Here is a 25,866-nt window from a genome sequence, read left to right as displayed (position 1 = left end):
CCCTTAGATCTCGAGCGCCTTCGGCTGTTGTGCCGAATGCGGATGCGTTGCGTCAGCGTAGACCTTCAGCTTCTTGATCATCGCGTAGCCGAGCGGACCCTTCGGCAGCATGCCCTTGACCGCTTTCTCGAGCGCGCGGCCCGGGAAGCGTTCCTGCATCTTGCCGAACGTCGTTTCATAGATACCGCCCGGGTAGCCCGAGTGACGGTAGTACTTCTTGTCGGTAACCTTGTTGCCCGTGACCTTCAGCTTGCCAGCGTTGATGACGATGATGAAATCACCGGTGTCGACGTGGGGAGTGAATTCAGGCTTGTGCTTGCCGCGAAGACGGTGTGCCACTTCGCTGGCGACACGCCCGAGAACCTTATCCGTCGCGTCAATCACGTACCATTCGCGCGTCACCTCATGGGCTTTTGCGGAAAACGTCTTCATGATCGATCCAAAAAAATTGCTGCGCCCAATGTTTTCTTTCCTGCTTGTAGTGTGCGCATCGAGGCGCGTGCAGGCTCTCCCTGGTTCTTCTTCCGCGGGCGCGGATGCGGAAAAGCCCTGAATTATAAAGGAATTTGTGCTGGCAAGTCAAAACGTGCGATGCGCTCGCCGCGCGCGGTCAGGAAATGGGGCGAAACGCCTGACAAACGCGGGCGAAAAAACCCGAACGAGCGGTTCGGGTTTAATCCACCAAAGGAGGAGGTGGAGGAGGTAGCGGAGGTTGCAGAACTGCTGCAACGATGGACTAAATGGTAAGAGTGCACCCTCGTGCAACGCAAGATGATTTGCATTGTAAAATCAATTTTCATAATGTGACAGATTCGATGCGCGGGGACGTTTGACGAAACTCCTTTTGGATCAAGCACTAAAGGCCAACGAATTCGAATCGCATCAGACATTCCCTAGACTAAGTTCCCTAAACTGGACGAGGAATTCTGCAACCCGCCCATTCCGCATCGCAAGAAGAAAGCAATCGCCGTGCATGAACGCGGGATGCGCTCAGCGTGCGCCAATCGTCAGACACAGGGCTACAATGCCGTCTCGACAAAGCGATGCGCGGTGGGAGAGACAGCATGGAATGCAAAGTAAGCTGGATGGGACAAGACGGGATGGCGTTCGCGGCCGAGACGGGCAGCGGTCATCTGGTCGCGATGGACGGCGCACCCGAGGGTGGCGGACGCAACCTCGCGCCGCGCCCGATGGAAATGGTGCTGCTCGGTACCGGCGGCTGCACCGCCTACGACGTCGTGATGATCCTGAAGAAGAGCCGCCAGGAGATCGCCGGCTGCTCTGTGACGCTGAAGGCCGAGCGCGCGAGCGAAGATCCGAAGGTGTTCACGAAGATCCACTTCCACTTCACGGTGACGGGCAAGAATCTGAACCCGGCGACCGTCGAGCGCGCGATCAACCTTTCGCACGACAAATACTGCTCGGCGTCGATCATGATCGCGAAGACCGCCGAGCTCACGCATTCATTCGACATCGTCGCGCTCTGAGCGCGATAGCGATAGCGATGGCGGCCACGGCCGCCACTCCGCCCCAAATGAAAAAGCCGGCGTCCCAACGGACGCCGGCTTTTCTTATTCAGCGGCAAAGCAGGCCGATAAGCCGGATTCTGTGCACGGGCCGCGCCCGAAGACTCGACCCGCGTGGCAGCCATTCCTCTAGGCGCGCCATTACTGACGCGCTCAAGCTTCCTACCCGCAGACGAGACGGGGGCCCCGTCCTGCATCGCGAAGATGCGCGCCTGCCTACTTGGAATTGCTCCGGGTGGAGGTTACCGTGCCGGTCTGCCTTGCGACAGCCGCGGTGCGCTCTTACCGCACCGTTTCACCCTTACCTGATCCCGGCTTGCGCCGGGCCATCGGCGGTTTGCTTTCTGTTGCCCTATTCCGCGTGTCGCCACGGATGGCCGTTAGCCATCACCCTGCCCTGTGGAGTCCGGACTTTCCTCGCCCTCGTTGGCCGAAGCCGTCGAGGCCGCGACTGCCTGGCCTGCTTTGCTGGCGCGAATTTTAACACCGAACGCGGAAGCGCCTAGCGCTTGCGCCGCCCCGTGCGGAACACGGACGTATCGTCGTAGAACGCCGGCGATTCGTTCTCGGGCCACCAGCCCGGAATGCCCAGCACCGGCAGCGGCGCGAACATGCGGCTCGTCAAAGCGTCGGGGCCGAGCAGCGCCGCGCTGACGGCTTCATCGAGCCATGCGTCGCGCGCCGGGGTGTCCCATTCGAAATACTCTGCCGGAACGTCGACGATCCATGCATGGCCGGTGCAGCCCTTGAACGGCGCGATCAGCTTTTCGAGCAGCGCATGGCCGAAGCACCGCACTTCGCAGCTCCGCCCCCACGCATCGCGCCACGCGATAAAGAGCGTCTGCCACTCGAAGCCGCGTAGCGCGGCGCTCAGCGAATAATCGGCGCAAGCGAACAGCAGCGCGTTTTCGTCGAAGAGAGTCAGCATGTCGCGCACGCCGCCACGCGTCGGGCCGACGCCGAGCACGTCGAGTTCCGCCGACTGGCGCGCGTTCAGCGCCGCCTTGATGCGCGGAAACGCGAACCACATCGAACCGTTGAAGAAGTCGTGCAGATTGTGGCGCGTCGGCACGCAACCGGTCGACGCTATATGCCCCTCGTACGCGGCACCCGGTGGCAGGTCGTCCTGCGCGATGAACGCAAGAGGCTGGCCGCGGCCCGTGGTCTGTTGCATCTGGGCGGCGTCGGCGTTCATCGCGGCGAGAAGGTCCGCGTAGCCGGTCAGCGCGGCTTGCTGCCAACGCTGACCGCGTGTGGCGAATTGCGCGAACCACGGCTTCGACCAGTCGATTGCGGCGAAGCACAGTGGCAGAGGCTCGGGTGCCATGCCGCGCGCAACTTTGGCCGCCGCGGCTTCATGCGCTACCGCGGAGCCCGCTTTCGCCGGCCTATCAATATTGGCAGCGCGCTGCCCCGCCTCACGCTCCCGCATCTACTGCAGCTCAAACGAGACGCCAGCCAATCGACTCTCCGCCTCGCAGCGGCACGACCGGCGTATCGCCGGCCGGCAGCTCGGCCGGCAGCGTCCATTCCTCGCGACGCAGCGTGACCTTCTCCGTATTGCGCGGCAGACGGTAGAAGTCCGGACCATGGAAGCTCGCGAAGCCTTCGAGCTTGTCGAGCGCGCCGGCCTTGTCGAATGCTTCGGTATAGAGCTCGAGCGCGTGCAGCGCGGTGTAACAGCCCGCGCAACCGCACGCGTGTTCCTTCAGCCCCTTCGGATGCGGCGCGCTGTCGGTGCCGAGGAAGAAGCGCGGATCGCCCGAGGTCGCCGCCTCGACCAGCGCGACGCGATGGGTCTCGCGCTTGAGCACCGGCAGGCAGTAGTAATGCGGACGGATGCCGCCCTGGAAAATCGCGTTGCGGTTGTACAGCAGATGGTGCGCGGTGATCGTAGCGCCAAGCAGTTCCGGCGCGACGCCCGCTTCGCGGACGTAGTCGGCCGCGTCCTTCGTCGTGATGTGCTCGAACACGACCTTCAGCGCCGGAAATGCGCGGCGCAGCGGCATCATCACGCGATCGATGAAGACCTTTTCGCGATCGAACAGATCGATGTCCGAATCGGTCACCTCGCCATGCACGAGCAGCGGCATGCCGACTTCCTGCATCACTTCCAGCGTCTTCGCGCACTTCATCAGATCGGTGACGCCCGCGTCGGAATTCGTCGTCGCGCCCGCCGGGTACAGCTTCACGCCGTGCACGAAGCCACTCTCGCGCGCGCGGAGGATCTCGTCGGGCGGCGTGTTGTCGGTCAGGTACAGCGTCATCAGCGGCTCGAATTTCGCGCCCTCGGGAATCGCGGCGATGATGCGCTCGCGATATGCCTTCGCCATCGCGGTCGTCGTGACCGGCGGCTTCAGGTTCGGCATGATGATCGCGCGACCGAACTGGCGCGCGGTGTCAGGCAGCACGGCCGCGAGCATCGCGCCGTCGCGCACGTGCAGATGCCAGTCGTCCGGGCGGACCAGTGTGACGGAATCGGGGGAAACGTTGGAAGCAGTCATGGCAGGAATACGAGACTTCGCGCGCATCGCTGATCGACCGGTCAAACCGCGTTGTAGCGGCCCAAACACATGTCAATTTTGCTATTTGGCGTCTCCGGCTCGGTGATATGCTTGGAAAATCATCATTGTAACGGCTCACTCCGTTCACAGGCTCACCTGCAACATGTGCCAACTTCTCGGAATGAACTGCGCCGCGCCGACGGACGTCACGTTTTCCTTTACCGGCTTTGCGGCGCGTGGCGGCGTCACCGATCACCACGCCGACGGCTGGGGCATCGCTTTCTTTGAAGACAAGGCCTGCCGCTTGTTCATCGATCATCAATCGTCGGCCACGTCGCCGATCGCCGAGATGGTCAAGCGCTACCCGATCAAATCGAAAAACACGATCGCGCACATCCGCAAGGCGACGCAAGGGCACATCCTGCTCGAAAACTGCCACCCGTTCATGCGCGAACTGTGGGGGCGTCACTGGATCTTCGCGCATAACGGCGACCTGCAGGCTTACGCGCCGGAACTGAACGGCGTGTATCAGCCGGTCGGCACGACCGACAGCGAACTCTCGTTCTGCGCGCTGCTGGAAGGTTTGCGTAAGGCTTTTCCGGGCGCTCAGCAGCCGCCGCTTCACGAGCTGTTCGCCGCGCTCGAGACGCTCACGCGTGAAATCACGCAGTACGGCGTGTTCAATTTCCTGATGTCTAACGGCCAGGCCCTGTTCGCGCATTGCTCGACGCATCTGCATTACCTCGTGCGTCGCTGGCCGTTTTCGACCGCGCATCTGGTCGACGCGGACGTGTCGATCGATTTCGCCAAATATACGACGCCCGAAGACCGCGTCGCGGTGATCGCAACCAAGCCGCTGACCGACAACGAAGTGTGGACCGCGTTCAAGCCCGGCGATCTGCTGATGTTCCAGCATGGCGACGTGATCGGCCGCGCCAATATCCCGGTGCCGCAGTCGGTGCTCGAAAAGCTGCACAATCCGGCGCTCGACGCATCGGCGTCGGCCACGACGATCGCGGCGTCGAACGGCGCGCACGCGGTGGGCACGAGCGGAACCACGCTTTCACCCGACAGCGAAACCGATCTCGAAGCCGCCGATGACACGGCAGCGTTCGAGTCGTAAGCCGCAGCGTCACCCTACGCCTGCGAAACAAAAAGCCGCTCCATGGAGCGGCTTTTTTTCTTCCCGCGCGAGCCCCGAAACGAGGCCTGCACGCCGACCCTCAGTGCAGAATCTTCGCGAGAAAATCCTTCGCGCGATCCGACTTCGGGTTCGCGAAGAAGTCTTCCTTGCGGTCGTCTTCGACGATCAAACCCTTGTCCATGAAGATCACGCGATGCGCGACCTTCTTCGCGAAGCCCATTTCGTGCGTCACGCACATCATGGTCATGCCTTCCTGCGCGAGTTCGACCATCACGTCGAGCACTTCGTTGATCATCTCCGGGTCGAGCGCCGAGGTCGGTTCGTCGAACAGCATCGCGATCGGGTCCATGGACAGCGCGCGCGCAATCGCCACGCGCTGCTGCTGACCACCGGACAACTGCCCCGGATACTTGTCCGCATGCTCGCGCAGCCCAACTCGATCGAGCAGCTTCAGGCCCTTCGCGGTCGCCTCGTCGTTCGAGCGGCCCAGCACCTTGACCTGCGCGAGCGTCAGGTTCTGCACGATCGACAGATGCGGAAACAGCTCGAAATGCTGGAACACCATGCCGACCTTCGAGCGCAGCTTCGAGAGATTGGTTTTCTTGTCGGTCAGTGACTGGCCGTTGATGACGATCTCGCCCTTCTGGAACGGCTCAAGTCCGTTGACGGTCTTGATCAGCGTGGACTTGCCCGAACCGGACGGCCCGCACACCACGACCACTTCGCCCTTTTTGACTTCCGTCGTGCAGTCGGTCAGCACCTGGAAATGGCCGTACCACTTCGAAACATTCTTGATAGAGATCATCTTGCGACCTTTTTCTGAAGACCTTTGACGAGGCTCGACGCGATCACGCAGATCACGAAATAACACGCGCCCGCGAACAGTACCATCTCGACGTTCGTGCCGTCACGATCGCCAATATTCGTAGCCGTGCGGAAGAAGTCGGCGAGGCTGATCACGTAGACGAGCGACGTGTCCTGAAACAGCACGATACCCTGCGTGAGCAGCAGCGGCACCATCGCGCGGAACGCCTGCGGCAGCACGATCAGGCGCATCGCTTGCCCATAGGTCATGCCGAGCGCGAACGACGCGTTGACCTGGCCGCGCGGCACCGCCTGAATGCCGGCGCGGATGATCTCCGAATAATACGCGGCCTCGAACAGCGAGAACGCGACCATCGCCGAAGCGAGCCGGATGTCGATGTCGGCCGACAGACCGAGCACGCTTTGCAGCACCTGCGGCACGATCAGGAAGAACCACAGCAGCACCATCACGAGCGGGATCGAACGGAAGACCGTCACGTAAGCCTGCGCGAACCATCCGAGCGGCTTGATCGGCGACAGTCGAAACATCGCGAGAATGGTGCCCCAGATAATGCCGAATACGATCGCGATCAGCGTGATCTTGAAAGTGATGATCGCGCCGGTCCATAGCGTAGGCAGCGCGCCCGGAATACCGCTCCAGTCGAAATGATGCATCACTTTCCTCCGATATAGCCGGGCAGCCGGGCCTTCACTTCGACCCAGCGCATCAGTTGCATCACGATCAGATTGATCAGCATGTATGCGACCGTGACCGCGATGAACGACTCGTAAGTTTGCGACGTGTAGTCGACGAGCTGGCGCGCCTGCGCGGACAGATCGAGCAGACCGATCGTCGAGGCGACCGCGGAGTTCTTGAAGATGTTCAGAAACTCGGAGGTGAGCGGCGGCACGATGATCCGGTACGCGACCGGCAGCAGCACGTAGCGATACGTTTGCCATTGCGTGAAGCCCACCGCGAGACCGGCCGCGCGCTGGCCGCGCGGCAACGCGTTGATGCCCGAGCGCACCTGCTCGCACACGCGCGCGGCGGTGAAGAGCCCGAGACATACGATCGACGACGAGAAGAACTGCGCGCCCGGCGGCAATTGCTTGAACCAGTTGCCGATCGACACGGGCAGCAGCTCCGGTATCACCAGATACCAGATGAAGAACTGCACGATCAGCGGAATGTTACGGAAAATCGCGACGTAGACGGTGCCGACGCCCGACGCCCATTTGTTGGGCACCGTGCGCAGCACACCGAAGAGCGAGCCGACGATCAGCGCGATCACCCATGCCGACAGCGACACGGTGACCGTCACCCGCAGCCCCGAGAACAGCCAGCCCAGATAGGTGGTCGGCTCGCCCGTGGAGACGGGACTCAGCAGAATGCCCCAGTTCCAGTGATATGACATGACCAAGACTCCGGCAAAAAGAAACGGAAGAAGCGCGTGGCCCCTTCCGTTCCGTTCAGCGTTTCGAAAGTGTCGAAAAAGCAGCTAGGGTTTAGTCGATTGCCTTGTCGTTCGGATTCTTGAACAGCGCACGCATATCGTCGCTCATCGGGAAGTTCAGATTGAGGCCCTTCGGCGGGATCGGCGATTCGAACCAGCGCTTGTAGATCTGTTCGCCTTCGCCCGACGTTTGCACCTTCGCGATGGCGTCGTCGGCGACCTTCTTGAAGTCGGGGTCGTTCTTGCGCAGCATGCAGCCGTACGCCTCCCGCGATTGCGGCGTGCCGACGATCACGAAATCGCCCGGGTTGTTCGACTTCGCGCGCTCGCCGGCGAGCAGCGCATCGTCCATCATGAACGCGGCGGCGCGACCCGTCGACAGCGTCAGGAACGACTCGCCGTGATCCTTCGCGCTGATGATGTTCATGCCCATGTTCTTCTCCTGGTTCATCTTGCGAAGCAGGCGCTCGGACGTGGTGCCGGCGGTCGTCACGACCGTCTTGCCCTTCAGGTCCGGGAAGTCCTTGATGCCGGAATCTTTCTTGGTCATCAGGCGCGTGCCGATCACGAAGATAGTGTTCGTGAAGGCGGCCTGTTGCTGACGCTCGAGGTTATTCGTGGTGGAGCCGCACTCGATGTCGACCGTGCCGTTCTGCACGAGCGGAATGCGGTTCTGCGACGTGACCGGCACGAGCTTCACCTTCAGGTTCGGCATGTTCAGCTTCTGCTTGACGGCCTCGACGATCTTCATCGCGTAATCCTGCGAGTAGCCGATCACGTTCTGCTTGTCGTCGTAATAGGAGAACGGGATCGACGATTCGCGATGGCCCAGCGAAATGACGCCCGTATCCTTGATCTTTTTCAGCGTGCCCGAGTCTTGCGCATGCACGCCAACCGTAAACAGTCCGAGAGTCGCGAGCAGCAGCGCGGCTTTTTTAATCTTCATCTTGATCTCCTTGGCAAGAACCGGCGCCAGTGTAACAAAGTAATTTTTCTGAAAGTATCGCTATTAACCATTCTGTTGCGCGCACGCCGCGATGGGCCCGCAGCGCCGCCGCACGGCCGTTTCGCGCATATGAGAAGGCGGGCGGCATCGATAGGATGCCGCCCGCCGGTCGAACACGCCGTCTTATGGACCGCGTTGATGCACAAAGTTTCGGCGGTTTCGCCTCCCAGCCCGGATACGGGCCGCGTCACCGCCGTTTCAAACAAGATAGGACACGGTCCATCAGGGATACAAGCCGCGCATCTCGCGCGCCTGCAAAATCCGCTTACACGCGACGATGAACGCAGCCGTTCGCACCGACACGTTCTGCTCGCTCGACACCTGCCAAACCGCCGCGAACGCTTCGCGCATCACGCGCTCGAGGCGCTCGTTGATCTCGTCCTCGGTCCAGAAGAAGCTCGAGAAGTCCTGCACCCATTCGAAATATGACACTGTCACACCGCCGGCATTCGCGACCACGTCCGGAATCACGAGGATGCCGCGATCGTGCAGGATGTCGTCCGCCGCCGTGGTGGTCGGGCCGTTCGCGCCCTCGACGATAATCCTGGTCTTGATCTTGCCGGCGTTTTTTTCGGTGATCTGATTTTCCAGCGCCGCCGGAATCAGGATGTCCGACTCGACGGTCCAGAACTCATCACCGGTGATCGCGTCGGCTTCGGGGAAACCGCCGACGCCGCCCGTCTTCGCGACGTAGTCGAGCAGCGCGACCGCGTCGATGCCGGTGGACTTGTACACCGAGCCGGTGTGGTCCTGCACCGCGACGACTTTCGCGCCCGCCTCCTGGAACAGACGCGCGGCGATGCCGCCGACGTTGCCGAAGCCCTGCACCGCGATACGCGCACCTTCGATGTCGAAGCCGATGCGGCGAGCCGCTTCGCAGCCCACCACGAACACGCCGCGGCCGGTCGCCTCGCGACGGCCGAGCGAGCCGCCGAGCGTGATCGGCTTGCCAGTCACGACGCCGGTGGCCGTCTGGCCCTGATTCATCGAGTACGTGTCCATCATCCAAGCCATGATCTGCTCGTTCGTGTTCACGTCCGGCGCGGGGATGTCGGTATTCGGTCCGATGATGAGGCCGATCTCGCTAGTGTAGCGGCGCGTCACGCGCTCGAGCTCACCACGCGACAGCGTGCGCGGATCGACGCGGATGCCGCCCTTCGCGCCGCCGTACGGCACGTTCACCGCCGCATTCTTCACCGACATCCACGCGGACAGCGCCATCACTTCGGAGAGCGTAACGTCCTGGTGATAACGCACGCCGCCCTTGCCCGGACCGCGCGACACGTTGTGTTGCACGCGATAACCCTCGAAGTGCGCGACCGTGCCGTTGTCGAGTTCGATGGGCACGTCGACGACGAGAATGCGCTTCGGGCGCTTCAGGGTTTCGAGCCAGCGGGACAGCGAACCGAGATACGGCGCGACGCGGTCGACCTGGCGCAGATAGTTGCCCCAGGGGCCGAGGTCTTCGCGATTGAGGTAGGACGGAACGGACTGCAACGTTGAGGCGGCTTGTACCGATTCTGCGGCTTGTTGTTGGGATGACATGAACGCTCCGGCGTTTGATCGAGTACGGGCATTGTGGAAAAACGCCGTATCGAAATCCAATGCCGTTTCCTTATCCCGTTATGTTTTTTTTGCATAACGTTCGCAAAGCCGCAAATTCGCGTCGTCGGGACGCAGGTTCGAGTTCGAGTTTTAGGCGGCGGCTCAGGCGGCGCTCTGCCGGAGTTCCTCCGACACCACGTCCCACAACTGCCGCACGAGGATCTGCCGCGCGTCGTCGCTTTTCGCGGCGAGCTTGTCGCGATACAGGCGAATCTCCATGCTGAGCGTAAGCTGCCCTTCGGGCGTGCCGCGCGTCGCGCGATCGAGGCGGATCAGCCGGCCTTCGGCCACCGCATCTTCGACCGCGCTATGCGGCAGAAACGCGATGCCGTGACCGGCGAGCGCCATCGCCTTGAGCCCCTCGGCCATGTCGGTTTCGTAGAGCCGGTCAAGGTACAGGCGCTCCGGCGCGTTCGCGAGAATCACCTCGGTCATGCGCCCGAGGTACGCGTTCGGCGTGTACGACAGATACGGCGCGGGCGCATCGGCCGAGCCTGGCAGCGTGTGACGCGGCCGCCCCGCGCGGGCCGGCGCCGAGAACGGGCTGATCGGCTCGTGGCCGAGCGTCAGCATGTCGTAGCGTGCCGGATCGAGCGCGACCGGATGGCTCGGATGGTGGTAGCCCATCATCAGATCGCAGCCGCCTTCCACCAGCGAGAGCGCCGCGTCGTGCACGTTCAGCGCGCGCAGCCGCGTGTGGATCGGGCCCATCTGCGCCTCGATGCGCTGCAGCCAGCGCGGGAAGTAAGTGAGCGAGAGCGTGTGGGGGACCGCGAATTCGATCGTCGCCTGGGGCGTCGCCGTGTGGCCGCGCAGCAGCGCGCGCGCCTCGTGGAATTGCGACAGCATCGCGAGCGCCTGCTCGTTGAACACCTGACCGGCCGCCGTGAGCCGCGTCGGATAAACAGAACGGTCGATCAGTTCCGTGCCGAGCCACGCTTCGAGCGCCTGGATGCGGCGCGAGAAAGCCGGCTGCGTGACGTGGCGCAACTCGGCCGAGCGGCTGAAGCTACGCGTTTCCGCGAGCGAAATGAAGTCTTCGAGCCATTTCAGTTCCATGCGATTGCGCTTGCCGTCGAGAGGGAAGAAGTCTGCATTCTAGCGGCGCGGATTGCGACCGACGCATCCGGGCGGGCCGATCGCATCACGGTGGTAAAATCCACGGTTCCCTCCGTTCCCGACCCGCTCGCTGAGCGCTCAACCGCTTCAACCCGGTCCTCATCATGTCCGACACCCGCCCCGACACCCTGTTCGCGCTGAACGCGCTTTCCCCGCTCGACGGCCGCTACGCCGCCAAAACCGAAGCCCTGCGCGACTGGCTCTCGGAAGCCGCCTTCATGCGCAATCGCGTGACGGTCGAAATCCACTGGCTGATCGCGCTGTCGCGCGCCGGCTTCGCCGAAGTGCCGCGCTTCTCCGAGGCGTCCGAGCAGTTCCTGCTGCAACTGGCCGAGCGCTTCACCGCGCACGACGCCGCGCGCATCAAGGAAATCGAGCGCGTGACGAACCACGACGTGAAGGCCGTCGAATACTGGCTGAAGGAATCGGTGAAGGGCCATGAAGAACTGGAGCGCGCGAGCGAGTTCATCCACTTCGCGTGCACGTCGGAAGACATCAACAACACGTCGCACGGCCTGATGCTTGCCGGCGCGCGCGAACACGTGATCCTGCCGGCGCTGCGCTCGGTGCATCAACGCCTCGTTGCGCTCGCGCACGCGCACGCCGCCCAGCCGATGCTGTCGCGCACGCACGGCCAGCCGGCCAGCCCGACCACGCTCGGCAAGGAAATCGCCAACGTCGCCGCGCGGCTCGCGCGTGCGATCGAACGTATCGCGAAGGTCGAACTGCTCGGCAAGATGAACGGCGCGGTCGGCAACTTCAACGCGCACCTGTCCGCGTATCCGGAGTTCGACTGGGAAGCGTTCTCGAAGGATGTCGTCGAGAACCGTCTGAAGCTCACGTTCAATCCGTACACGATCCAGATCGAGCCGCACGACTACATGGCCGAGCTGTTCGACGCGATCACGCGCGCGAACACGATCCTGCTGGATCTGGACCGCGACGTGTGGGGCTACATCTCGGTCGGCTACTTCAAGCAGCGCACGAAGGCCGGCGAAATCGGTTCGTCGACCATGCCGCACAAGGTCAACCCGATCGACTTCGAAAACTCGGAAGGCAACCTCGGCCTCGCGAACGCGACGTTGCGTCACCTCGCCGACAAGCTGCCGGTGTCGCGCTGGCAGCGCGACCTGACCGATTCGACGGTGCTGCGCAACATCGGCGTCGCGTTCGGCTACTCGCTGCTCGCGTACGACTCGCTGATCCGCGGCCTCGACAAGCTCGAAGTGAACGCGCAACGTCTGAACGAAGACCTCGACAACTGCTGGGAAGTGCTGGCCGAGCCGGTGCAGACCGTGATGCGCCGTTACGGCATCGAGAATCCGTACGAGCAGCTGAAGGAACTCACGCGCGGCAAGGGCATCACGCGCGAGGCACTGCAGAGCTTCATTGGCGGCCTGGCGATTCCGCAGGACGCGAAGGACCGCCTGCTCGCGATGACGCCCGGCTCGTACATCGGCCGGGCCGTCGAACTGGCGAAGCGGATCGGCTGATCGGCTGGCCCAGCTTCTTCAATGCGTAAAAAAGCCGCTCCGAGGAGCGGCTTTTTTACGTCCCGCGTTCGAAGCTGGAACGCGAAGCGATCAAAGACTCAGCGCGCTTCGACCTGCTTGAGCACCTCGTCGACGATCTGTTCCGGCGTCAGATCGATGCTGACCGTGATCGCTTCATCGTCACCGGGCTCCTCGAGCGTATCGAGCTGGCTTTCCAGCAGCGACGGATCGAAGAAATGCCCGGTGCGATGCCCGAGACGCTCCGCGAGCACCTCGCGCGAACCCTTCAGGTAGACGAAGCACACGTCCTTGTCGCCGGCACGCAGAATGTCGCGATACGAGCGCTTCAGCGACGAACACGTGAACACCGCCGTCTCGCCCGCTTTCTGCTTTTCCTCGATCGCCGCGCGGATCGTCTTCAGCCACGGCCAGCGGTCTTCGTCGGTGAGCGGAATGCCGTGGTGCATCTTCTCCTTGTTCGCCGCGCTATGGAACGCGTCGCCGTCGGTGAACGCGCAATGCAGGCGCTCGGCCAGCATTTCGCCAATCCTCGTCTTGCCGGCGCCCGACACGCCCATTGCGATCAGAATCATTTGAAACTCCTTACAGGACCGCCGCGAGTGCGAAGGTCAGGCCCAGCCCCATCACCGAAATGATGGTTTCGAGGAGCGACCACGTCTTGAAGGTCTGCACCACCGTCATGCCGAAATATTCCTTGATCAGCCAGAAGCCGCCGTCGTTCACGTGCGAGAAGATCAGCGAGCCCGAGCCGGTCGCGAGCACCATCAGTTCCGGCTTCACCTGCACCGCGCCCGCCGCCGCGATCGGCGCGACGATGCCGCAGGCGGTCGTCATCGCGACGGTGGCCGAGCCGGTCGCGAGACGGATCATCGCCGCGACGAGCCAGCCGAACAGCAGCGGCGACAGATGCACCGCGGTCGCCACGTTGGTGATTTCCTTCGAAATGCCGCTATCAATCAATACGCGGCCAAAACCGCCGCCCGCACCGACGATCAGTGTAATACCCGCGATCGGCGCCAGACATTCTCCGCAGAACTTCTGGATCTGCTCGCGGTTAAAGCCGCGGCTCGCGCCGAAGGTCCAGAAGCTGACCAGCACGGCCGTCAGCAGCGCGACGTCAGTGTTGCCGAAAAAGCGCAGCAGATCGTTCGGCAGCGTCTTCGGCTCGAAGACCAGGTCGGCCCAGCTGCCGACCAGCATCAGGACCACCGGCAACAGGATCGTGGCCAGCGTGATGCCGAAGCCCGGCAGTTCGCGCTTCGGTGCAGCGGCCTTCGCGGCGTTACCACTTTGCACGCCGTTGGCGTCCTTCACGTCGCTGCCCAGAAATTGCGCGGCAAGCGCGTTTTCCTTCGGCAACTGGATATGGCGGCTCACCAGCAACGCGAACAGCGGACCGGCGACGATCGCGCACGGCACGCCGACGATCAGACCGTAGGCGATCGTCTTGCCGATGTCCGCGTGATACGCCTGCACGGCGAGCAGCGCGGCCGGGTGCGGCGGAATCAGCCCGTGCACGACGGACAGACCCGCGACCATCGGCAGGCCGACCAGCAGCAGCGATTTGTTGGTGCGCCTGGCGACGTTGAACGCGATCGGAATCAACAGCACGAAACCGACTTCGAAGAACACCGGCAAGCCGACGATGATCGCGACCACCATCATCGCCCAGTGAATGTGTTTCTCGCCGAACCAGTTGATCAGCGTGGTCGCGACGCGCTCGGCGCCGCCCGATTCGGCCATCATCTTGCCGAGCATCGTGCCGAGACCGACGACGATGGCAATGTGCCCCAGCGTGTTGCCGTTCCCCGTTTCGAACGATTTGACGATGGTCTGCATCGGCATGCCGGCCACGAGGCCCAACAGCAATGAGACGATGATCAGGACGAGAAACGGATAGACCTTTAAGCGCGTGATCATGAAGATCAGCAACGCGATCGCGATTAACGCGTAGACCAGCAGCATGCTGCCGTGGGCAGATTCCATGAAGCCCCTCCTTTGGTTTATTGATTTCAGAGTGCGGATGCGGCCGCCACCTCGTCTCACGGCAACCTGCGCGATGCCTGACAATCCGGCTAGCCGCGCGGACGCTGAATTTTACTGTCTGTTTCCCGAAAACGCGCGCAAATCCAGCACGCATATCAAGTAAAAAAAGAGTCTCGGCGCGACAGCCAGATGCGGCTGTATCGACGAGACTCCTGGGCCCGCTTCAGTTGATCGATGCGCTATCGGGTTGTAGCGCTTAGTGCGCGGGTGCCGCCAGCTGGCTCGCGGCGCGCGCGAGGCGCGTGACCTCGTCCCAGTTCTGCGCGGCGAGCGCGGCCTTCGGCGTGAGCCACGAACCGCCGACACAGACCACGTTCGGCAGCGACAGGAAGTGCGGCGCGCTTTCCGGCGTGATGCCGCCGGTCGGGCAGAACTTCAGCGTCGGGAACGGGCCGTGGAACGCCTGCAGCATCGGCACGCCGCCCGCCTGCTGTGCGGGGAAGAACTTGACGATCTCGTAGCCGAGCTCGAGCGCGAGGATGATGTCCGACGGCGTCATCACGCCGGGCAACAGCGGCAGACCCACATCCTGCGCGGCCTTGTGCATGTCCTTGGTCAGACCCGGCGACACGCCGAACTGCGCGCCGGCCTTCTTCGCCTGGGCGCAATGCTCGGGCTTCGTGATCGTGCCGACACCGACCACGATGTCGTCGGCGAGTTCGCACGCACGCTCGATCGCGCCGAGGCCCGCCGGCGTGCGCAGCGTGATTTCGAGCACCTTCACGCCGCCCGCGTGCAACGCGCGCGACACGTGTTCGCCCTGTTCGACCGTGTCGAACGCGAGCACCGGAATCACCGGGCCGAGGCGCACGATATCGCTTACTGTTTTCGACGTCATAGTCAGACTCCTTGTTTCTGCAGCGCCGCGCCGGCTTGCGCGGTGCTCGTGTGATGATGGTCGCTGGGTTGATGGTCACCGTCGTGGCCGTGCTTGTGATGGCTGCCGTGGCCGTGCTGGCCGTCGACCGTGCCGCCCTCGCCGACCAGCTTGCCGAACACCGACGCGCCCTGCTCCGCCGGCGCCGCCGCCGCACGGAACACGCCGAACAGCTCGCGGCCGAAGCCGACTTCGTTGTCCGCCTGATGCAGCGGCTCGGCGTTCGGACGCGCGGTCCACTCGGCTGCGTCGATCTCGATGTCGAGCACGCCCGCTTCGGCGTCGATCACCAGCATGTCGCCCGTGCGCACTTTGCCGATCGGGCCTTGCAGCAATGCTTCCGGCGACAGATGAATGACCGCCGGCACCTTGCCCGACGCGCCCGACATACGGCCATCGGTCACCAGCGCGACATGGAAACCCTGATCCTGCAGCACACCGAGCAGCGGCGTCAAACGATGCAACTCGGGCATGCCGTTTGCGCGTGCGCCCTGGAAGCGCACCACCGCGATGAAGTCGCGCTTGAGCTCGCCCTTGTCGAACGCCTCCTGCACCGCTTCCTGCGAATCGAACACGATTGCCGGCGCCTTCACCTTGCGATGCTGAGCCGCGACCGCCGAAATCTTGATTACGCCGCGGCCGAGCTTGCCCTGCATCAGACGCAGGCCGCCGTCCGGCTGGAACGGCTCCTTGATGCCGCGCAGCACCGCTGTGTCCGCGCTCGCCTCGACACCGGCCACCCATTGCAGCTTGCCGTCGAGCAGCTTCGGCTCCTCGGTGTAGCGCTTCAGGCCCTTGCCCGCGACCGTGTTCACGTCTTCATGCAGCAGACCGCCCTCGATCAGATTGCGCACGAGGAACGCAACGCCGCCCGCCGCGTGGAAGTGGTTCACGTCGGCCTTGCCGTTCGGATAGATCTTCGCAAGCAGCGGTACCGCCTGCGACAGCGTGTCGAAGTCGTCCCAATCGATCACGATGCCGGCCGCGCGCGCGATTGCGACGAGGTGCAGCGTGTGATTGGTCGAGCCGCCGGTCGCCAGCAGCGCGACGATGCCGTTGACGATCGCCTTCTCGTCGACCACATGGCCGATCGGCATGTAGTGGCCGCGCTCGACCGTCAGATCGAGCACGCGGCGCGCGGCCTGCGCGGTCAGCGCGTCGCGCAGCGGTGTGTGCGGATGCACGAAGGCCGAGCCCGGCAGATGCAGGCCCATCACTTCCATCAGCATCTGGTTACTGTTCGCGGTGCCGTAGAACGTGCAGGTGCCGTGGCTGTGATAGGCGGCCGCTTCCGCTTCGAGCAGCGCGTCGCGGCCGCACTGGCCGGTCGCGAACTGCTGACGCGTCTTGGCTTTGTCGTCGTTCGACAGGCCGCTCGTCATCGGGCCGGCCGGCACGAAGATGGTCGGCAGATGGCCGAATTGCAGCGCGCCGATCAGCAGGCCCGGCACGATCTTGTCGCAGATGCCGAGGCACAGCGCCGCGTCGAACATGTTGTGGGTGAGCGCGACGGCCGTGCTCATCGCGATCACTTCGCGCGAGAACAGCGACAGCTCCATGCCCGCGTTGCCCTGCGTGACGCCGTCGCACATCGCCGGCACGCCGCCCGCGAATTGCGCGACGCCGCCGTTTTCGCGCGCGGCCTGCTTGATGATGTCCGGGTAGTTTTTGTACGGCGCGTGCGCCGACAGCATCTCGTTGTACGACGACACGATGCCGATATTCGGCTCGCGGATGTGCTTGATCACGAGCTTGTCGTTGCCCTCCAGGCCGGCGAAACCGTGAGCGAGGTTCGCGCACGACAACGCGCCGCGCGCCGGAAAGCGCCCCTGCGCATGCTGGATGCGGGCCAGATACGCTTCGCGCGTGGGCTTGCTGCGCTCGATCACGCGTTGCGTGACCTTCAACAATTGCGAATGCGGGGAAACCATCGGAGCTCCTTCGTCGCTGGCGGCAGGCGCACGCATGACGCCAGGCGGTATCGCGGGGTTGTAAAATCGAACGACCTCATCCTAGTAGAAAAACTACATGATCGCAATGACGAGCTCTGTTGCGGCGCCGCATGGCGCGGAGCGCCAGATCGCCGCATTGGCGGTGCTTCAGCGCTTTACAGCAGAAACCCAGGGAATACACTTATTCGCCGATATGTAGTTTTTGTACCTAGCTTTTGTGCGCCAACGACCAATCGGATATAGTCCACACGTTCTTCAGCATAGTGCGAGTTTTCCGATGATGCTGTCCCAAGTGGAAGAGATGCGCGACCAGTTGCGCCCGTCAGAGCGCAAGCTGGCCGATTACGTGATCGAGGCGCCGCGCGAGGTGCTAGATCTCTCGATGACCGAGGTCGCCGCGCGCGCGGGCGTGAGTCAGCCGACCATCGCGCGCTTCTGTCACGCGCTCGGTTTTTCCGGCTTTCGCGAATTCAAGATCCGCCTCGCGCAGGGCATCGCCAGCGAAGTGCCCGCCGTCTATCGCGACGTGCGGCCCGACGAGCCGACGCCGGGCGTCGCCGCGAAAGTGCTCGACCGGACGATCGGCGCGCTGATCCAGGTGCGCAACAATCTGTCGTCGGATAGCGTCGCGGCGGCGATCGACATGCTCGCGCAAGCGAAGCGCATCGAGTTCTACGGGGCGGGCGGCTCAGGCATCGCCGCGCTCGATGTGCAGCACAAGTTCTTTCGGCTCGGCATGCCGAGCGTCGCGTATTCGGACCCGCACACGTTTCTGATGTCGGCCGCGCTGCTCGGGCCTGGGGACGTGGTCGTCGCGATTTCCAATACGGGCCGCACGCGCGACATTATCGATGCCGCGAAGGCCGCGCTGAACGCGGGCGCGAAGGTGATCGCGATCACGCACGGCAACTCGCCGCTCGCGCGGCTCGCAACCGTGGGCCTCTTTGCGAATGTCGACGAAGACACCGACATCTTCTCCCCGATGACCTCGCGCGTGTCACATCTGGCGATCGGCGACATTCTTGCAGTCGGCGTCGCGCTGAGCCGCGGGCCCGAACTGGTGGAGAAGCTCGCGCAGACGAAGGAAGTGATCCACCGGCGGCGGGTGGATTCGCAGGGGTGAACCGCTGCGATGGAACGCGGAACGACGGGATAACGCAAAAGGGCGGTGTGCCATTCAACCGGCATACCGCCCTTTTTGGTCTATTCGAGCGCCCTGCTTAACGGCGTCGGCCGCTCAGAACGGCTTGATCACCACCAGCGCGACCGCCGCGAGCATACCGAGCACCGGCAGCTCGTTGAACATCCGATACCACTTGTCCGAGCGGCGATTCTCGCCGCGCTCGAACCTGCGCAACAGCACGCCGCAATACGCGTGATAGATGACCAGCAGCACGACCACGCCGACCTTCGCGTGAATCCAGCCCTGCCCGCTGCCGATGCCGATCACGAGCCACAACCACAGGCCGCACGCGATCGCGGGCACGGCGATGAAGCTCATGAAGCGGAATAGCTTGCGCGCCATCAGCAGAAGACGGGCCGTCGCGGCGGGTTCCGTTTCCATCGCCAGATTGACGAAGATGCGCGGCAGATAGAACAGGCCGGCAAACCAGGAGGCAATCAATACGATGTGAAACGTCTTTACCCAAAGCATCGGCGGGGGTCCTTGTGGTCCTTGTTGTTGTGGCGCCGGTGGTTGTGGCGCTTCGATTCGTGCTTATTGACGGCCTTCGCCGTGACCGAGCACGACGTATTTCAGCGACGTCAGCCCTTCGAGGCCGACCGGGCCGCGCGCGTGCAGCTTGTCGTTCGAAATGCCGATCTCGGCGCCGAGGCCGAACTCGAAGCCGTCCGCGAAACGCGTCGACGCGTTGACCATCACGCTCGCCGAATCGACTTCGCGCAGGAAGCGCATCGCGCGGTCGTGGTCTTCGGTGACGATCGCGTCGGTGTGCCGCGAGCTGTACGTGTTGATGTGCTCGATCGCCGCGTCGATGCCGTCGACCACCTTGATCGCGAGCACCGGCGCGAGATATTCGGTGCGCCAGTCTTCCTCGGTCGCGTCGACGAGCGGGCCGACGCCCGCATCGGCCAGCACCGCGCGCGCCGCCGCATCGACGCGCAGCTCGACGTCCTTGCCGCGATACAGCGTGCCCAGCGGCGGCAGCACTTCGGCCGCAATGCCGCGCGCGACCAGCAGCGTCTCCATCGTGTTGCAGGTGCCGTAGCGGTGCGTCTTCGCGTTGTCGCAGACGTTGAGCGCCTTAGCCAGGTCAGCGCGATCGTCGACATAGACGTGGCAGATGCCGTCGAGGTGCTTGATCATCGGCACGCGCGCTTCGTTCATCAGACGCTCGATCAGGCTCTTGCCGCCGCGCGGCACGATCACGTCGACGTACTCGGTCATCGTGATGAGCTTGCCGACCGCCGCGCGGTCCGACGTCGCGACCACCTGCACCGCGTCCTGCGGTAGACCGGCCGCTTCGAGGCCCTCGCCGATCAGCTTCGCGAGCGCGGTATTGCATTCGAGCGCTTCGGAGCCGCCGCGCAAAATGGTCGCGTTGCCGGACTTCAGGCACAGCGCCGCCGCGTCGATCGTCACGTTCGGGCGCGATTCGTAGATGATGCCGATCACCCCGAGCGGCACACGCATCTGGCCGACCTGGATACCGCTCGGCCGATACTTCAGATTGCTGATCTCGCCGATCGGGTCGGCCAGCGCCGCGACCTGGCGCAGACCTTCGACCATCGTTTTCAGCGCCTTGTCGGACAGCGTCAACCGGTCGATGAACGCGGCATCGTGGCCCTTGCCGCGGGCGCGTTCGAGGTCGCGCGCGTTGGCGGCCTTCAGCAGATCGGCATCGCGCTCGATCGCCTCGGCAACGGCCGCGAGCGCCGCATTCTTCGCGGCGGTCGACGCCCGCGCCATCGCGCGCGAAGCCTGACGGGCGCGTTGGCCGAGGTCGGTCATGTACTGGTCGATATCCATGGTCATTCTCGTGATGCCCCGCACGTTGGCATGCGGTGGTCGGGCAGGATTAGCGAAAGATCAAACGATTGTAAGTCGGGTACCGGGGCTTTGCTCGCGCTCGGGCGGCGAGTGCGCTGTGCTGTCACGGGTTTGCCGATGCATTGCGTCGAGCGGGGGGCGCGCGAAACGCGATGGTCTGCATGAGGCGACTGACGGTTGCTACGCGACTGCTGGCCTCAGCCGATGTTTCGGCACTCACGCGCGAAAATCGATCGCTGCCGAAGCTCGCCCGCGCCCAGCTGCTTAGACTGGCCGCCGCGCTGGCGCCGCAGTCGACGCCCGAGGTAGCGGCGGCGGCACTGTCGACGCTGCCGAAGGTTTTGGCGCCGCCACCGTCATCGCGAGTTCGAACAGGCCGTCCCACGGATCGGGCGGCGGATCGTTGCGATGATTGCCCGGCGTGCCGCCCGACAACCCCTTCACCTGCCGGTCGAGCCGCGCCGCCAGCGCGAGTGCCTTCTCGAGCGCCGCTTCGCTGACGCGCGACAGCGCAGGTCCGATCAGCCGTTCGCGCGGACCCCACACGCGGTTCTCGCGCGTGAGCATCGCGAGCGGCTTGCCGGCCGCGACGCCGCGCTTGATCCGCAGCAGCGTGCGCACTTCTTCGACGACCGCCCACAGCACGAGCACCGCGGCCTCGCCTTCACCGCGCAGCCCGTCGAGCATGCGCGCGAGACGGCCGACGTCGCCCGCGAGCATCGCCTCGTTGAGCTTGAACACGTCGTAGCGCGCGACGTTGAGCACCGCGTCCTGAACCTGATCGAAGCTCAGCGAGCCGTTCGGATACAGCAGCCCGAGCTTCTGGATTTCCTGATGCGCGGCGAGCAGATTGCCCTCGACGCGCTCGGCGATGAACGCGAGCGCACGCCGCCCCTCCTCGCCGGCTGCGACGCGCTGACCCTGGGCCGCGAGCCGCTGCCCGACCCAGTTCGGCAGCTGCGCGCGCTCGACCGGATCGATCTTCAGCGCGACGCCGGCGTCGGCGAGCGCGGTGAACCATGCCGACTTTTGCGTGGCCGCATCGAGGCGCGGCAGCGTAATCATCGTCAGCACGTTGTCGTTGACGGTGGATGCGAGCGCCTTCAGCGCATCGGCGCCTTCCTTACCGGGTTTGCCCGACGGAATGCGCAATTCGACCAGCTGACGGTCGCCGAACAGCGACATCGACTGGCTCGCGCCGAGCAGCGAGCTCCAGTCGAAACCGCGCTCGACCGTGAACACCGAGCGGTCGGTGAAACCGGCCGCGCGCGCCGCCGCGCGGATGCGATCGCACGCTTCCTGCGCGAGCAGATGCTCGTCGCCGTATACGACGTACAGTCCGGCGAGGCCGCGGGCGAGATGCGCTTCGAGCGCGTCAGGTCGCAGTTGCATGGCTGGCGGTTGACGGGATGGATGAGATTCGACGAATCACGAACGGCGCGATGCTCACAGCGGCGGCGGCGGCAGCGGTGCGCGCGGCGCGATGGCCGGCACGGCCTCGGCCGGCGTCGGATGCAGCGAGCGCACCACGCCGAGACGGCGGATGAGCTGATCGACCGCGTCGTTTTCCATGTCGGCGAACAGGATGTCGGACTCGGCGGCCTTCGCCTGCGAGAACTGGTCGCTATAGGTCATCGCGCGGTTCAGCGCGATCACGCTGCCCGGAATCAACACGGTGCCGTCCTTGCCGGTCAGCGTGTAGGTCATCTGCAGATTCAGCTGATACTCGGCGACGACGCCCAGCGAATTCAGCGTCAGCGTGCTGACGTTGCGGTTCTGCGTGATCTGCAGCAGCGCATCGGCATTGGCGGGCGAGCTGACCACCACGGTGTCGCTGCCGCCCTGTACCATGCGCGTGAAGCGCGCCATGGCCGCGGGCGAGCCGCCCGCCACATAGAGGCGCTTGAACGCGAAGTCCTGCTGGCCGCGCAACTGAAAGCCGCAGGCCGACAACATCATTACGCTGCAAGCGAGCGTCAAAAACGATCTGCGAGTCACATTCGCTCCCGGTTCGCAGTGGATTCGCGGTGCCGAGGAACGCCGCCGGGCGGGCGGCGCTCCGTCTGCCGGATGAGGGTGTGGAAACGTCAAACGACCACGTTCACGAGACGGCCCGGCACCACGATGATCTTCTTAGGCGCCTTGCCTTCGCTGAACTTCACGACCATTGCGTGCTCGGCCGAGAGCTGCTCGATCGCTTCGCGCGACGCGTCCTTCGCGACCGTGATCGCGCCGCGCACCTTACCGTTCACCTGCAGCACGAGTTCGATCTCGGCCTGTTCGAGCGCCTTCTCGTCGACCTTCGGCCACGGCGCGTCGAGCAGTGGGCCGAATTCGTCGGCATAGCCGAGCTCCTGCCACAGCTGGAACGTCAGGTGCGGCACGACCGGGTACAGCACGCGCAGCATCACACCATAGGTTTCACGCAGCACGGCGGTCTGCGCGCCCTTCGCGCCGTCGAGCGCGTTGAGCATCTTCATCGCGGCCGATACCACCGTGTTGTACTGAAGACGCTGATAGTCGAAATCGGCCTGCTTCAGCACGCTATAGATCTCACGACGCAGCGCCTTGTCGGTGTCGTTGAATCGTGCGGCGTCCAACTGGCCGCCCGCGCGCAGCGCGACTTCGTTCGTATAGCCGAAGTTCCACACGCGACGCAGGAAGCGGCTCGCGCCTTCGACGCCCGAACCCGACCACTCGAGCTGCTGCTCGGGCGGAGCCGCGAACATCACGAACAGACGCGCGGTGTCCGCGCCGTGCTGATCGATCAGCATCTGCGGGTCGACGCCGTTGTTCTTCGACTTCGACATCTTCTCGACGCCGCCGAGCACGACCGGCTGGTCGTCAGCGTTGAGCACCGCGCCGACCGGGCGGCCCTTGTCGTCGAACGACACGGTCACTTCCGCCGGGTTGTACCAGGTCTTCTTGCCCGCTTCGTTTTCGCGGTAATAGGTTTCGTTGAGCACCATGCCCTGCGTGAGCAGGTTCTTCGCCGGTTCGCCGAACTTCACGAGACCGAGGTCGCGCATCACCTTCGCCCAGAAACGCGAGTACAGCAGGTGCAGGATCGCGTGTTCGATACCGCCGATGTATTGATCCATCGGCGCCCAGTAGTCGGTGCGCTCGTCGACCATCGTCTTCGCATTCGGCGACGCGTAGCGGTAGAAGTACCACGACGAATCGACGAAGGTGTCCATCGTGTCGGTTTCACGCTTTGCCGCACCGCCGCAGCTCGGGCACGTGCAGTTCAGGAACGCTTCGGACTTCGCGAGCGGATTGCCCGTGCCGTCCGGCACGAGGTCTTCCGGCAGCACGACCGGCAGGTCTTTTTCCGGCACCGGCACGTCGCCGCACTTCGGGCAGTGGATGATCGGGATCGGTGTGCCCCAGTAACGCTGGCGCGACACGCCCCAGTCACGCAGACGCCACGTGATCTGCTTGTCGCCGAGGCCCAGTTCCTTGAGATCGGCGGCGATGCGGTCTACGGCTTCGTCGTAGGCGAGGCCGTCGTACTTGCCGCTGTTCACCAGCGTGCCGGTCTTCTCGCCGTACCACTCCGCCCACGCTTCGGTCGAGAATTCCTTGCCCTCGACCGCGACGACCTGCCTTACCGGCAGACCGTATTTCTTCACGAACGCGAAGTCGCGCTCGTCGTGCGCGGGCACGCCCATCACCGCGCCTTCGCCGTAAGTCATCAGCACGTAGTTGCCGATCCACACCTCGACCTTCTCCCGCGTCAGCGGATGCGTGACGTAGAAGCCGGTGGCCATGCCTTTCTTTTCCATCGTCGCGACGTCGGCTTCGGCGACGCCGCCGCGTTTGCATTCGTCGATGAACGGCTGCAGTTCCGGCTTGTCTTGTGCGAGACGCGTGGCGAGCGGATGCTCGGCGGCGATCGCGCAGAACGTGACGCCCATGATCGTGTCGGCGCGCGTCGTGAACACGCGCAGCAGCTTCTGTTCGCCGTCGATTTCATACGGGAAGCCGAAGTTCACGCCGAAGCTCTTGCCGATCCAGTTCTGCTGCATGATCTTCACGCGCTCGGGCCAGCCGAGGCCTTCGAGATCGTTCAGCAGTTCATCCGCGTACTGCGTGATGCGCATGTAGTACATCGGGATTTCGCGCTTTTCGACGAGCGCGCCCGAGCGCCAGCCGCGCCCGTCGATCACCTGCTCGTTCGCGAGCACGGTCTGGTCGACCGGGTCCCAGTTCACGGTGCCGGTTTTCTTGTACGCGATGCCTCTTTCGAGCATCTTCAGGAACAGCCACTGGTTCCACTTGTAGTAGTCAGGGCTGCAGGTCGCGACTTCGCGCGACCAGTCGATCGCGAGGCCCATCGACTGCATCTGCTTCTTCATGTAAGCGATGTTGTCGTAGGTCCACTGCGCGGGCGGCACGTTGTTGGCCATCGCGGCGTTCTCCGCCGGCATGCCGAATGCGTCCCAACCCATCGGCATCAGCACGTTGTAGCCGTTCATCCGCAGATAGCGGTACATCACGTCGTTGATCGTGTAGTTGCGCACGTGCCCCATGTGCAGCTTGCCCGACGGATACGGCAGCATCGAGACGCAGTAGAACTTGGGCTTGTCGGTGGTTTCCGTCGTCTTGTAGGCGTCGATCGCGCGCCATTGCCCTTGCGCGGCGGCTTCGACGTCGGAGGGAACGTATTTTTCGTGCATGGTGTGATGGGATCGCCAGGTTCGGTGCTTTCGCACCGGCCCGGTGCTCTGCAGAATGTCGTTGCGTCGTTTCCCCTTCTGCGGGGAAAGGGCTGATTATACCGTTCGCGGACGGGTGCGCCGCGCGGCGTGGTGCGGGACTGGGTATGCCGGATTCGTGAACGCGGTGCGCACCCGGTGGCGCTCAGTGCTGCGCGGCGGGCGGCGGCGGGTCCGTCACGAAGCCGATCCGTTCGAGCCCCGCCTGCTGCGCGGCGCCCATCACCTGCGCGATCACTTCGTAGCGCGTCGAGCGCTCCGCGCGCAACTGGATGTCCGGCTGGTCCGCCCGCTTGCCGGCCTCGGCAAACTGCTCGCGCATCTGCGCGAGCGTGATCGGCTTGCCGTTCCAGTAGAGCTTGCCGGCGCCGTCGATCGAAAGGGAGATGGTTTGCGGGGTCTGGCGCGCGGGCGCCGCCGCGACCTTTGGCAGATCGAGCCGGATCGCGTGCGAGAACAGCGGCGCGGTGATGATGAAGATCACCAGCAGCACCAGCATCACGTCGATCAGCGGCGTCATGTTGATCTCGGCCATCGGCGCGGCCGTCTGCTTCTTCTCGAGTCCGCCGAATGCCATCTCGCCTCCT

Annotated in this window: 23 protein-coding genes and 1 other RNA gene; 4 read left to right on the top strand and 20 right to left on the bottom strand. The window is 63.9% G+C overall.

What is annotated here, in order from left to right:
- Positions 1-3: 3 nt before the first annotated feature.
- Complete coding sequence (gene rplM / locus OKW45_RS15420) at positions 4-432, bottom strand: 50S ribosomal protein L13 (protein ID WP_013090508.1); 429 nt, start codon at positions 430-432, stop codon at positions 4-6.
- Positions 433-1,064: 632 nt separating this feature from the next.
- On the opposite strand from rplM, the gene OKW45_RS15415 reads away from it, so the two are divergent.
- A complete protein-coding gene (locus OKW45_RS15415) occupies positions 1,065-1,487 on the top strand; it encodes an OsmC family protein (RefSeq protein ID WP_026226035.1) in 423 nt (140 codons plus the stop codon).
- Positions 1,488-1,579: 92 nt separating this feature from the next.
- Here the strand turns inward: OKW45_RS15415 and rnpB are convergent.
- The 3 genes from rnpB to pyrC form a co-directional block, all read right to left on the bottom strand.
- Positions 1,580-1,993, bottom strand: an RNA gene (gene rnpB / locus OKW45_RS15410) — RNase P RNA component class A.
- Between the two features lie 35 nt (positions 1,994-2,028).
- A complete protein-coding gene (locus tag OKW45_RS15405; RefSeq protein WP_429469637.1) occupies positions 2,029-2,958 on the bottom strand; it encodes a DUF3025 domain-containing protein in 930 nt (309 codons plus the stop codon).
- 10 nt (positions 2,959-2,968) lie between these two features.
- On the bottom strand, positions 2,969-4,030 hold the full coding sequence (pyrC, locus tag OKW45_RS15400; RefSeq protein ID WP_429469634.1) for a dihydroorotase: 1,062 nt from the start codon (positions 4,028-4,030) through the stop codon (positions 2,969-2,971).
- A 163-nt stretch (positions 4,031-4,193) separates the two neighbouring features.
- Between pyrC and OKW45_RS15395 the strand changes: the two genes are divergently transcribed.
- Positions 4,194-5,153, top strand: a complete 960-nt coding sequence (locus OKW45_RS15395; RefSeq protein WP_429469631.1) for a class II glutamine amidotransferase — start codon at positions 4,194-4,196, stop codon at positions 5,151-5,153.
- Between the two features lie 100 nt (positions 5,154-5,253).
- Here the strand turns inward: OKW45_RS15395 and OKW45_RS15390 are convergent, their stop codons facing one another.
- From OKW45_RS15390 to OKW45_RS15365, 6 genes are all read right to left on the bottom strand, one after another.
- Positions 5,254-5,979: an amino acid ABC transporter ATP-binding protein gene (locus OKW45_RS15390; protein WP_018421787.1), complete on the bottom strand. Its 726-nt coding sequence runs from the start codon at positions 5,977-5,979 to the stop codon at positions 5,254-5,256.
- Entirely contained in the window at positions 5,976-6,653 is a 678-nt protein-coding gene (gene gltK, locus OKW45_RS15385; protein ID WP_429469628.1) for a glutamate/aspartate ABC transporter permease GltK, read from the bottom strand. The genes OKW45_RS15390 and gltK overlap by 4 nt, the downstream gene beginning before the upstream one ends.
- Positions 6,653-7,393, bottom strand: a complete 741-nt coding sequence (locus OKW45_RS15380) for an amino acid ABC transporter permease (protein WP_018421789.1) — start codon at positions 7,391-7,393, stop codon at positions 6,653-6,655. Before OKW45_RS15380 ends, gltK begins: the two co-directional genes overlap by 1 nt.
- 91 nt (positions 7,394-7,484) lie before the next feature.
- Positions 7,485-8,378, bottom strand: coding sequence for a glutamate/aspartate ABC transporter substrate-binding protein (locus OKW45_RS15375; RefSeq protein ID WP_018421790.1), 894 nt, complete (start codon positions 8,376-8,378; stop codon positions 7,485-7,487).
- Positions 8,379-8,660: 282 nt separating this feature from the next.
- Positions 8,661-9,983, bottom strand: a complete 1,323-nt coding sequence (locus OKW45_RS15370) for a Glu/Leu/Phe/Val family dehydrogenase (RefSeq protein ID WP_429469625.1) — start codon at positions 9,981-9,983, stop codon at positions 8,661-8,663.
- Between the two features lie 162 nt (positions 9,984-10,145).
- Positions 10,146-11,102: a LysR family transcriptional regulator gene (locus tag OKW45_RS15365; RefSeq protein WP_018421792.1), complete on the bottom strand. Its 957-nt coding sequence runs from the start codon at positions 11,100-11,102 to the stop codon at positions 10,146-10,148.
- Between the two features lie 164 nt (positions 11,103-11,266).
- Between OKW45_RS15365 and purB the strand changes: the two genes are divergently transcribed.
- On the top strand, positions 11,267-12,655 hold the full coding sequence (gene purB, locus OKW45_RS15360) for an adenylosuccinate lyase (protein WP_018421793.1): 1,389 nt from the start codon (positions 11,267-11,269) through the stop codon (positions 12,653-12,655).
- Positions 12,656-12,753: 98 nt separating this feature from the next.
- On the opposite strand, the gene OKW45_RS15355 is transcribed toward purB, so the two are convergent.
- From OKW45_RS15355 to edd, 4 genes are all read right to left on the bottom strand, one after another.
- On the bottom strand, positions 12,754-13,248 hold the full coding sequence (locus OKW45_RS15355) for a gluconokinase (RefSeq protein ID WP_184006527.1): 495 nt from the start codon (positions 13,246-13,248) through the stop codon (positions 12,754-12,756).
- A 10-nt stretch (positions 13,249-13,258) separates the two neighbouring features.
- Entirely contained in the window at positions 13,259-14,662 is a 1,404-nt protein-coding gene (locus tag OKW45_RS15350; RefSeq protein ID WP_429469621.1) for a GntP family permease, read from the bottom strand.
- Positions 14,663-14,918: 256 nt separating this feature from the next.
- The gene (gene eda / locus OKW45_RS15345) at positions 14,919-15,560 is read right to left on the bottom strand and encodes a bifunctional 4-hydroxy-2-oxoglutarate aldolase/2-dehydro-3-deoxy-phosphogluconate aldolase (RefSeq protein ID WP_018421796.1); all 642 of its coding nucleotides are present in this window, start codon (positions 15,558-15,560) and stop codon (positions 14,919-14,921) included.
- 2 nt (positions 15,561-15,562) lie between these two features.
- Positions 15,563-17,530 (bottom strand): phosphogluconate dehydratase, encoded by a 1,968-nt coding sequence (gene edd, locus OKW45_RS15340; RefSeq protein WP_429469618.1) that lies wholly within the window; start codon positions 17,528-17,530, stop codon positions 15,563-15,565.
- 298 nt (positions 17,531-17,828) lie between these two features.
- On the opposite strand from edd, the gene OKW45_RS15335 reads away from it, so the two are divergent.
- The gene (locus OKW45_RS15335; protein ID WP_018421799.1) at positions 17,829-18,674 is read left to right on the top strand and encodes a MurR/RpiR family transcriptional regulator; all 846 of its coding nucleotides are present in this window, start codon (positions 17,829-17,831) and stop codon (positions 18,672-18,674) included.
- 114 nt (positions 18,675-18,788) lie between these two features.
- Here OKW45_RS15335 and OKW45_RS15330 read toward each other — a convergent pair whose 3' ends face one another.
- The 6 genes from OKW45_RS15330 to OKW45_RS15305 form a co-directional block, all read right to left on the bottom strand.
- Positions 18,789-19,205, bottom strand: a complete 417-nt coding sequence (locus tag OKW45_RS15330) for a CopD family protein (protein ID WP_018421800.1) — start codon at positions 19,203-19,205, stop codon at positions 18,789-18,791.
- A gap of 63 nt (positions 19,206-19,268) precedes the next feature.
- Positions 19,269-20,540, bottom strand: a complete 1,272-nt coding sequence (locus OKW45_RS15325; RefSeq protein ID WP_429469615.1) for a glutamate-5-semialdehyde dehydrogenase — start codon at positions 20,538-20,540, stop codon at positions 19,269-19,271.
- A 285-nt stretch (positions 20,541-20,825) separates the two neighbouring features.
- Positions 20,826-21,953, bottom strand: coding sequence for a DNA polymerase III subunit delta (holA, locus tag OKW45_RS15320; RefSeq protein ID WP_429469612.1), 1,128 nt, complete (start codon positions 21,951-21,953; stop codon positions 20,826-20,828).
- A gap of 54 nt (positions 21,954-22,007) precedes the next feature.
- Positions 22,008-22,559, bottom strand: a complete 552-nt coding sequence (locus OKW45_RS15315) for an LPS-assembly lipoprotein LptE (protein ID WP_184006532.1) — start codon at positions 22,557-22,559, stop codon at positions 22,008-22,010.
- 89 nt (positions 22,560-22,648) lie between these two features.
- Complete coding sequence (gene leuS / locus OKW45_RS15310) at positions 22,649-25,240, bottom strand: leucine--tRNA ligase (protein ID WP_429469608.1); 2,592 nt, start codon at positions 25,238-25,240, stop codon at positions 22,649-22,651.
- A gap of 184 nt (positions 25,241-25,424) precedes the next feature.
- The gene (locus OKW45_RS15305; RefSeq protein ID WP_429469605.1) at positions 25,425-25,856 is read right to left on the bottom strand and encodes an ExbD/TolR family protein; all 432 of its coding nucleotides are present in this window, start codon (positions 25,854-25,856) and stop codon (positions 25,425-25,427) included.
- Between the last annotated feature and the right edge of the window lie 10 nt (positions 25,857-25,866).

Source organism: Paraburkholderia lebeckiae (assembly GCF_050436225.1).
Classification (GTDB): domain Bacteria; phylum Pseudomonadota; class Gammaproteobacteria; order Burkholderiales; family Burkholderiaceae; genus Paraburkholderia; species Paraburkholderia tuberum.
This window is presented reverse-complemented; position numbering and strand designations above follow the sequence as displayed.

Coding starts and splice junctions, on each gene's coding strand:
- OKW45_RS15330 (WP_018421800.1), bottom strand. CDS start 19,205: ATGCTTTGGGTAAAGACGTTTCACATCGTATTGATTGCCTCCTGGTTT.
- rplM (WP_013090508.1), bottom strand. CDS start 432: ATGAAGACGTTTTCCGCAAAAGCCCATGAGGTGACGCGCGAATGGTAC.
- holA (WP_429469612.1), bottom strand. CDS start 21,953: ATGCAACTGCGACCTGACGCGCTCGAAGCGCATCTCGCCCGCGGCCTC.
- OKW45_RS15375 (WP_018421790.1), bottom strand. CDS start 8,378: ATGAAGATTAAAAAAGCCGCGCTGCTGCTCGCGACTCTCGGACTGTTT.
- OKW45_RS15395 (WP_429469631.1), top strand. CDS start 4,194: ATGTGCCAACTTCTCGGAATGAACTGCGCCGCGCCGACGGACGTCACG.
- pyrC (WP_429469634.1), bottom strand. CDS start 4,030: ATGACTGCTTCCAACGTTTCCCCCGATTCCGTCACACTGGTCCGCCCG.
- OKW45_RS15325 (WP_429469615.1), bottom strand. CDS start 20,540: ATGGATATCGACCAGTACATGACCGACCTCGGCCAACGCGCCCGTCAG.
- OKW45_RS15380 (WP_018421789.1), bottom strand. CDS start 7,393: ATGTCATATCACTGGAACTGGGGCATTCTGCTGAGTCCCGTCTCCACG.
- OKW45_RS15355 (WP_184006527.1), bottom strand. CDS start 13,248: ATGATTCTGATCGCAATGGGCGTGTCGGGCGCCGGCAAGACGAGGATT.
- OKW45_RS15350 (WP_429469621.1), bottom strand. CDS start 14,662: ATGGAATCTGCCCACGGCAGCATGCTGCTGGTCTACGCGTTAATCGCG.
- OKW45_RS15335 (WP_018421799.1), top strand. CDS start 17,829: ATGATGCTGTCCCAAGTGGAAGAGATGCGCGACCAGTTGCGCCCGTCA.
- edd (WP_429469618.1), bottom strand. CDS start 17,530: ATGGTTTCCCCGCATTCGCAATTGTTGAAGGTCACGCAACGCGTGATC.
- leuS (WP_429469608.1), bottom strand. CDS start 25,240: ATGCACGAAAAATACGTTCCCTCCGACGTCGAAGCCGCCGCGCAAGGG.
- OKW45_RS15370 (WP_429469625.1), bottom strand. CDS start 9,983: ATGTCATCCCAACAACAAGCCGCAGAATCGGTACAAGCCGCCTCAACG.
- OKW45_RS15305 (WP_429469605.1), bottom strand. CDS start 25,856: ATGGCATTCGGCGGACTCGAGAAGAAGCAGACGGCCGCGCCGATGGCC.
- eda (WP_018421796.1), bottom strand. CDS start 15,560: ATGACGTCGAAAACAGTAAGCGATATCGTGCGCCTCGGCCCGGTGATT.
- purB (WP_018421793.1), top strand. CDS start 11,267: ATGTCCGACACCCGCCCCGACACCCTGTTCGCGCTGAACGCGCTTTCC.
- OKW45_RS15390 (WP_018421787.1), bottom strand. CDS start 5,979: ATGATCTCTATCAAGAATGTTTCGAAGTGGTACGGCCATTTCCAGGTG.
- OKW45_RS15415 (WP_026226035.1), top strand. CDS start 1,065: ATGGAATGCAAAGTAAGCTGGATGGGACAAGACGGGATGGCGTTCGCG.
- gltK (WP_429469628.1), bottom strand. CDS start 6,653: ATGCATCATTTCGACTGGAGCGGTATTCCGGGCGCGCTGCCTACGCTA.
- OKW45_RS15405 (WP_429469637.1), bottom strand. CDS start 2,958: ATGCGGGAGCGTGAGGCGGGGCAGCGCGCTGCCAATATTGATAGGCCG.
- OKW45_RS15365 (WP_018421792.1), bottom strand. CDS start 11,102: ATGGAACTGAAATGGCTCGAAGACTTCATTTCGCTCGCGGAAACGCGT.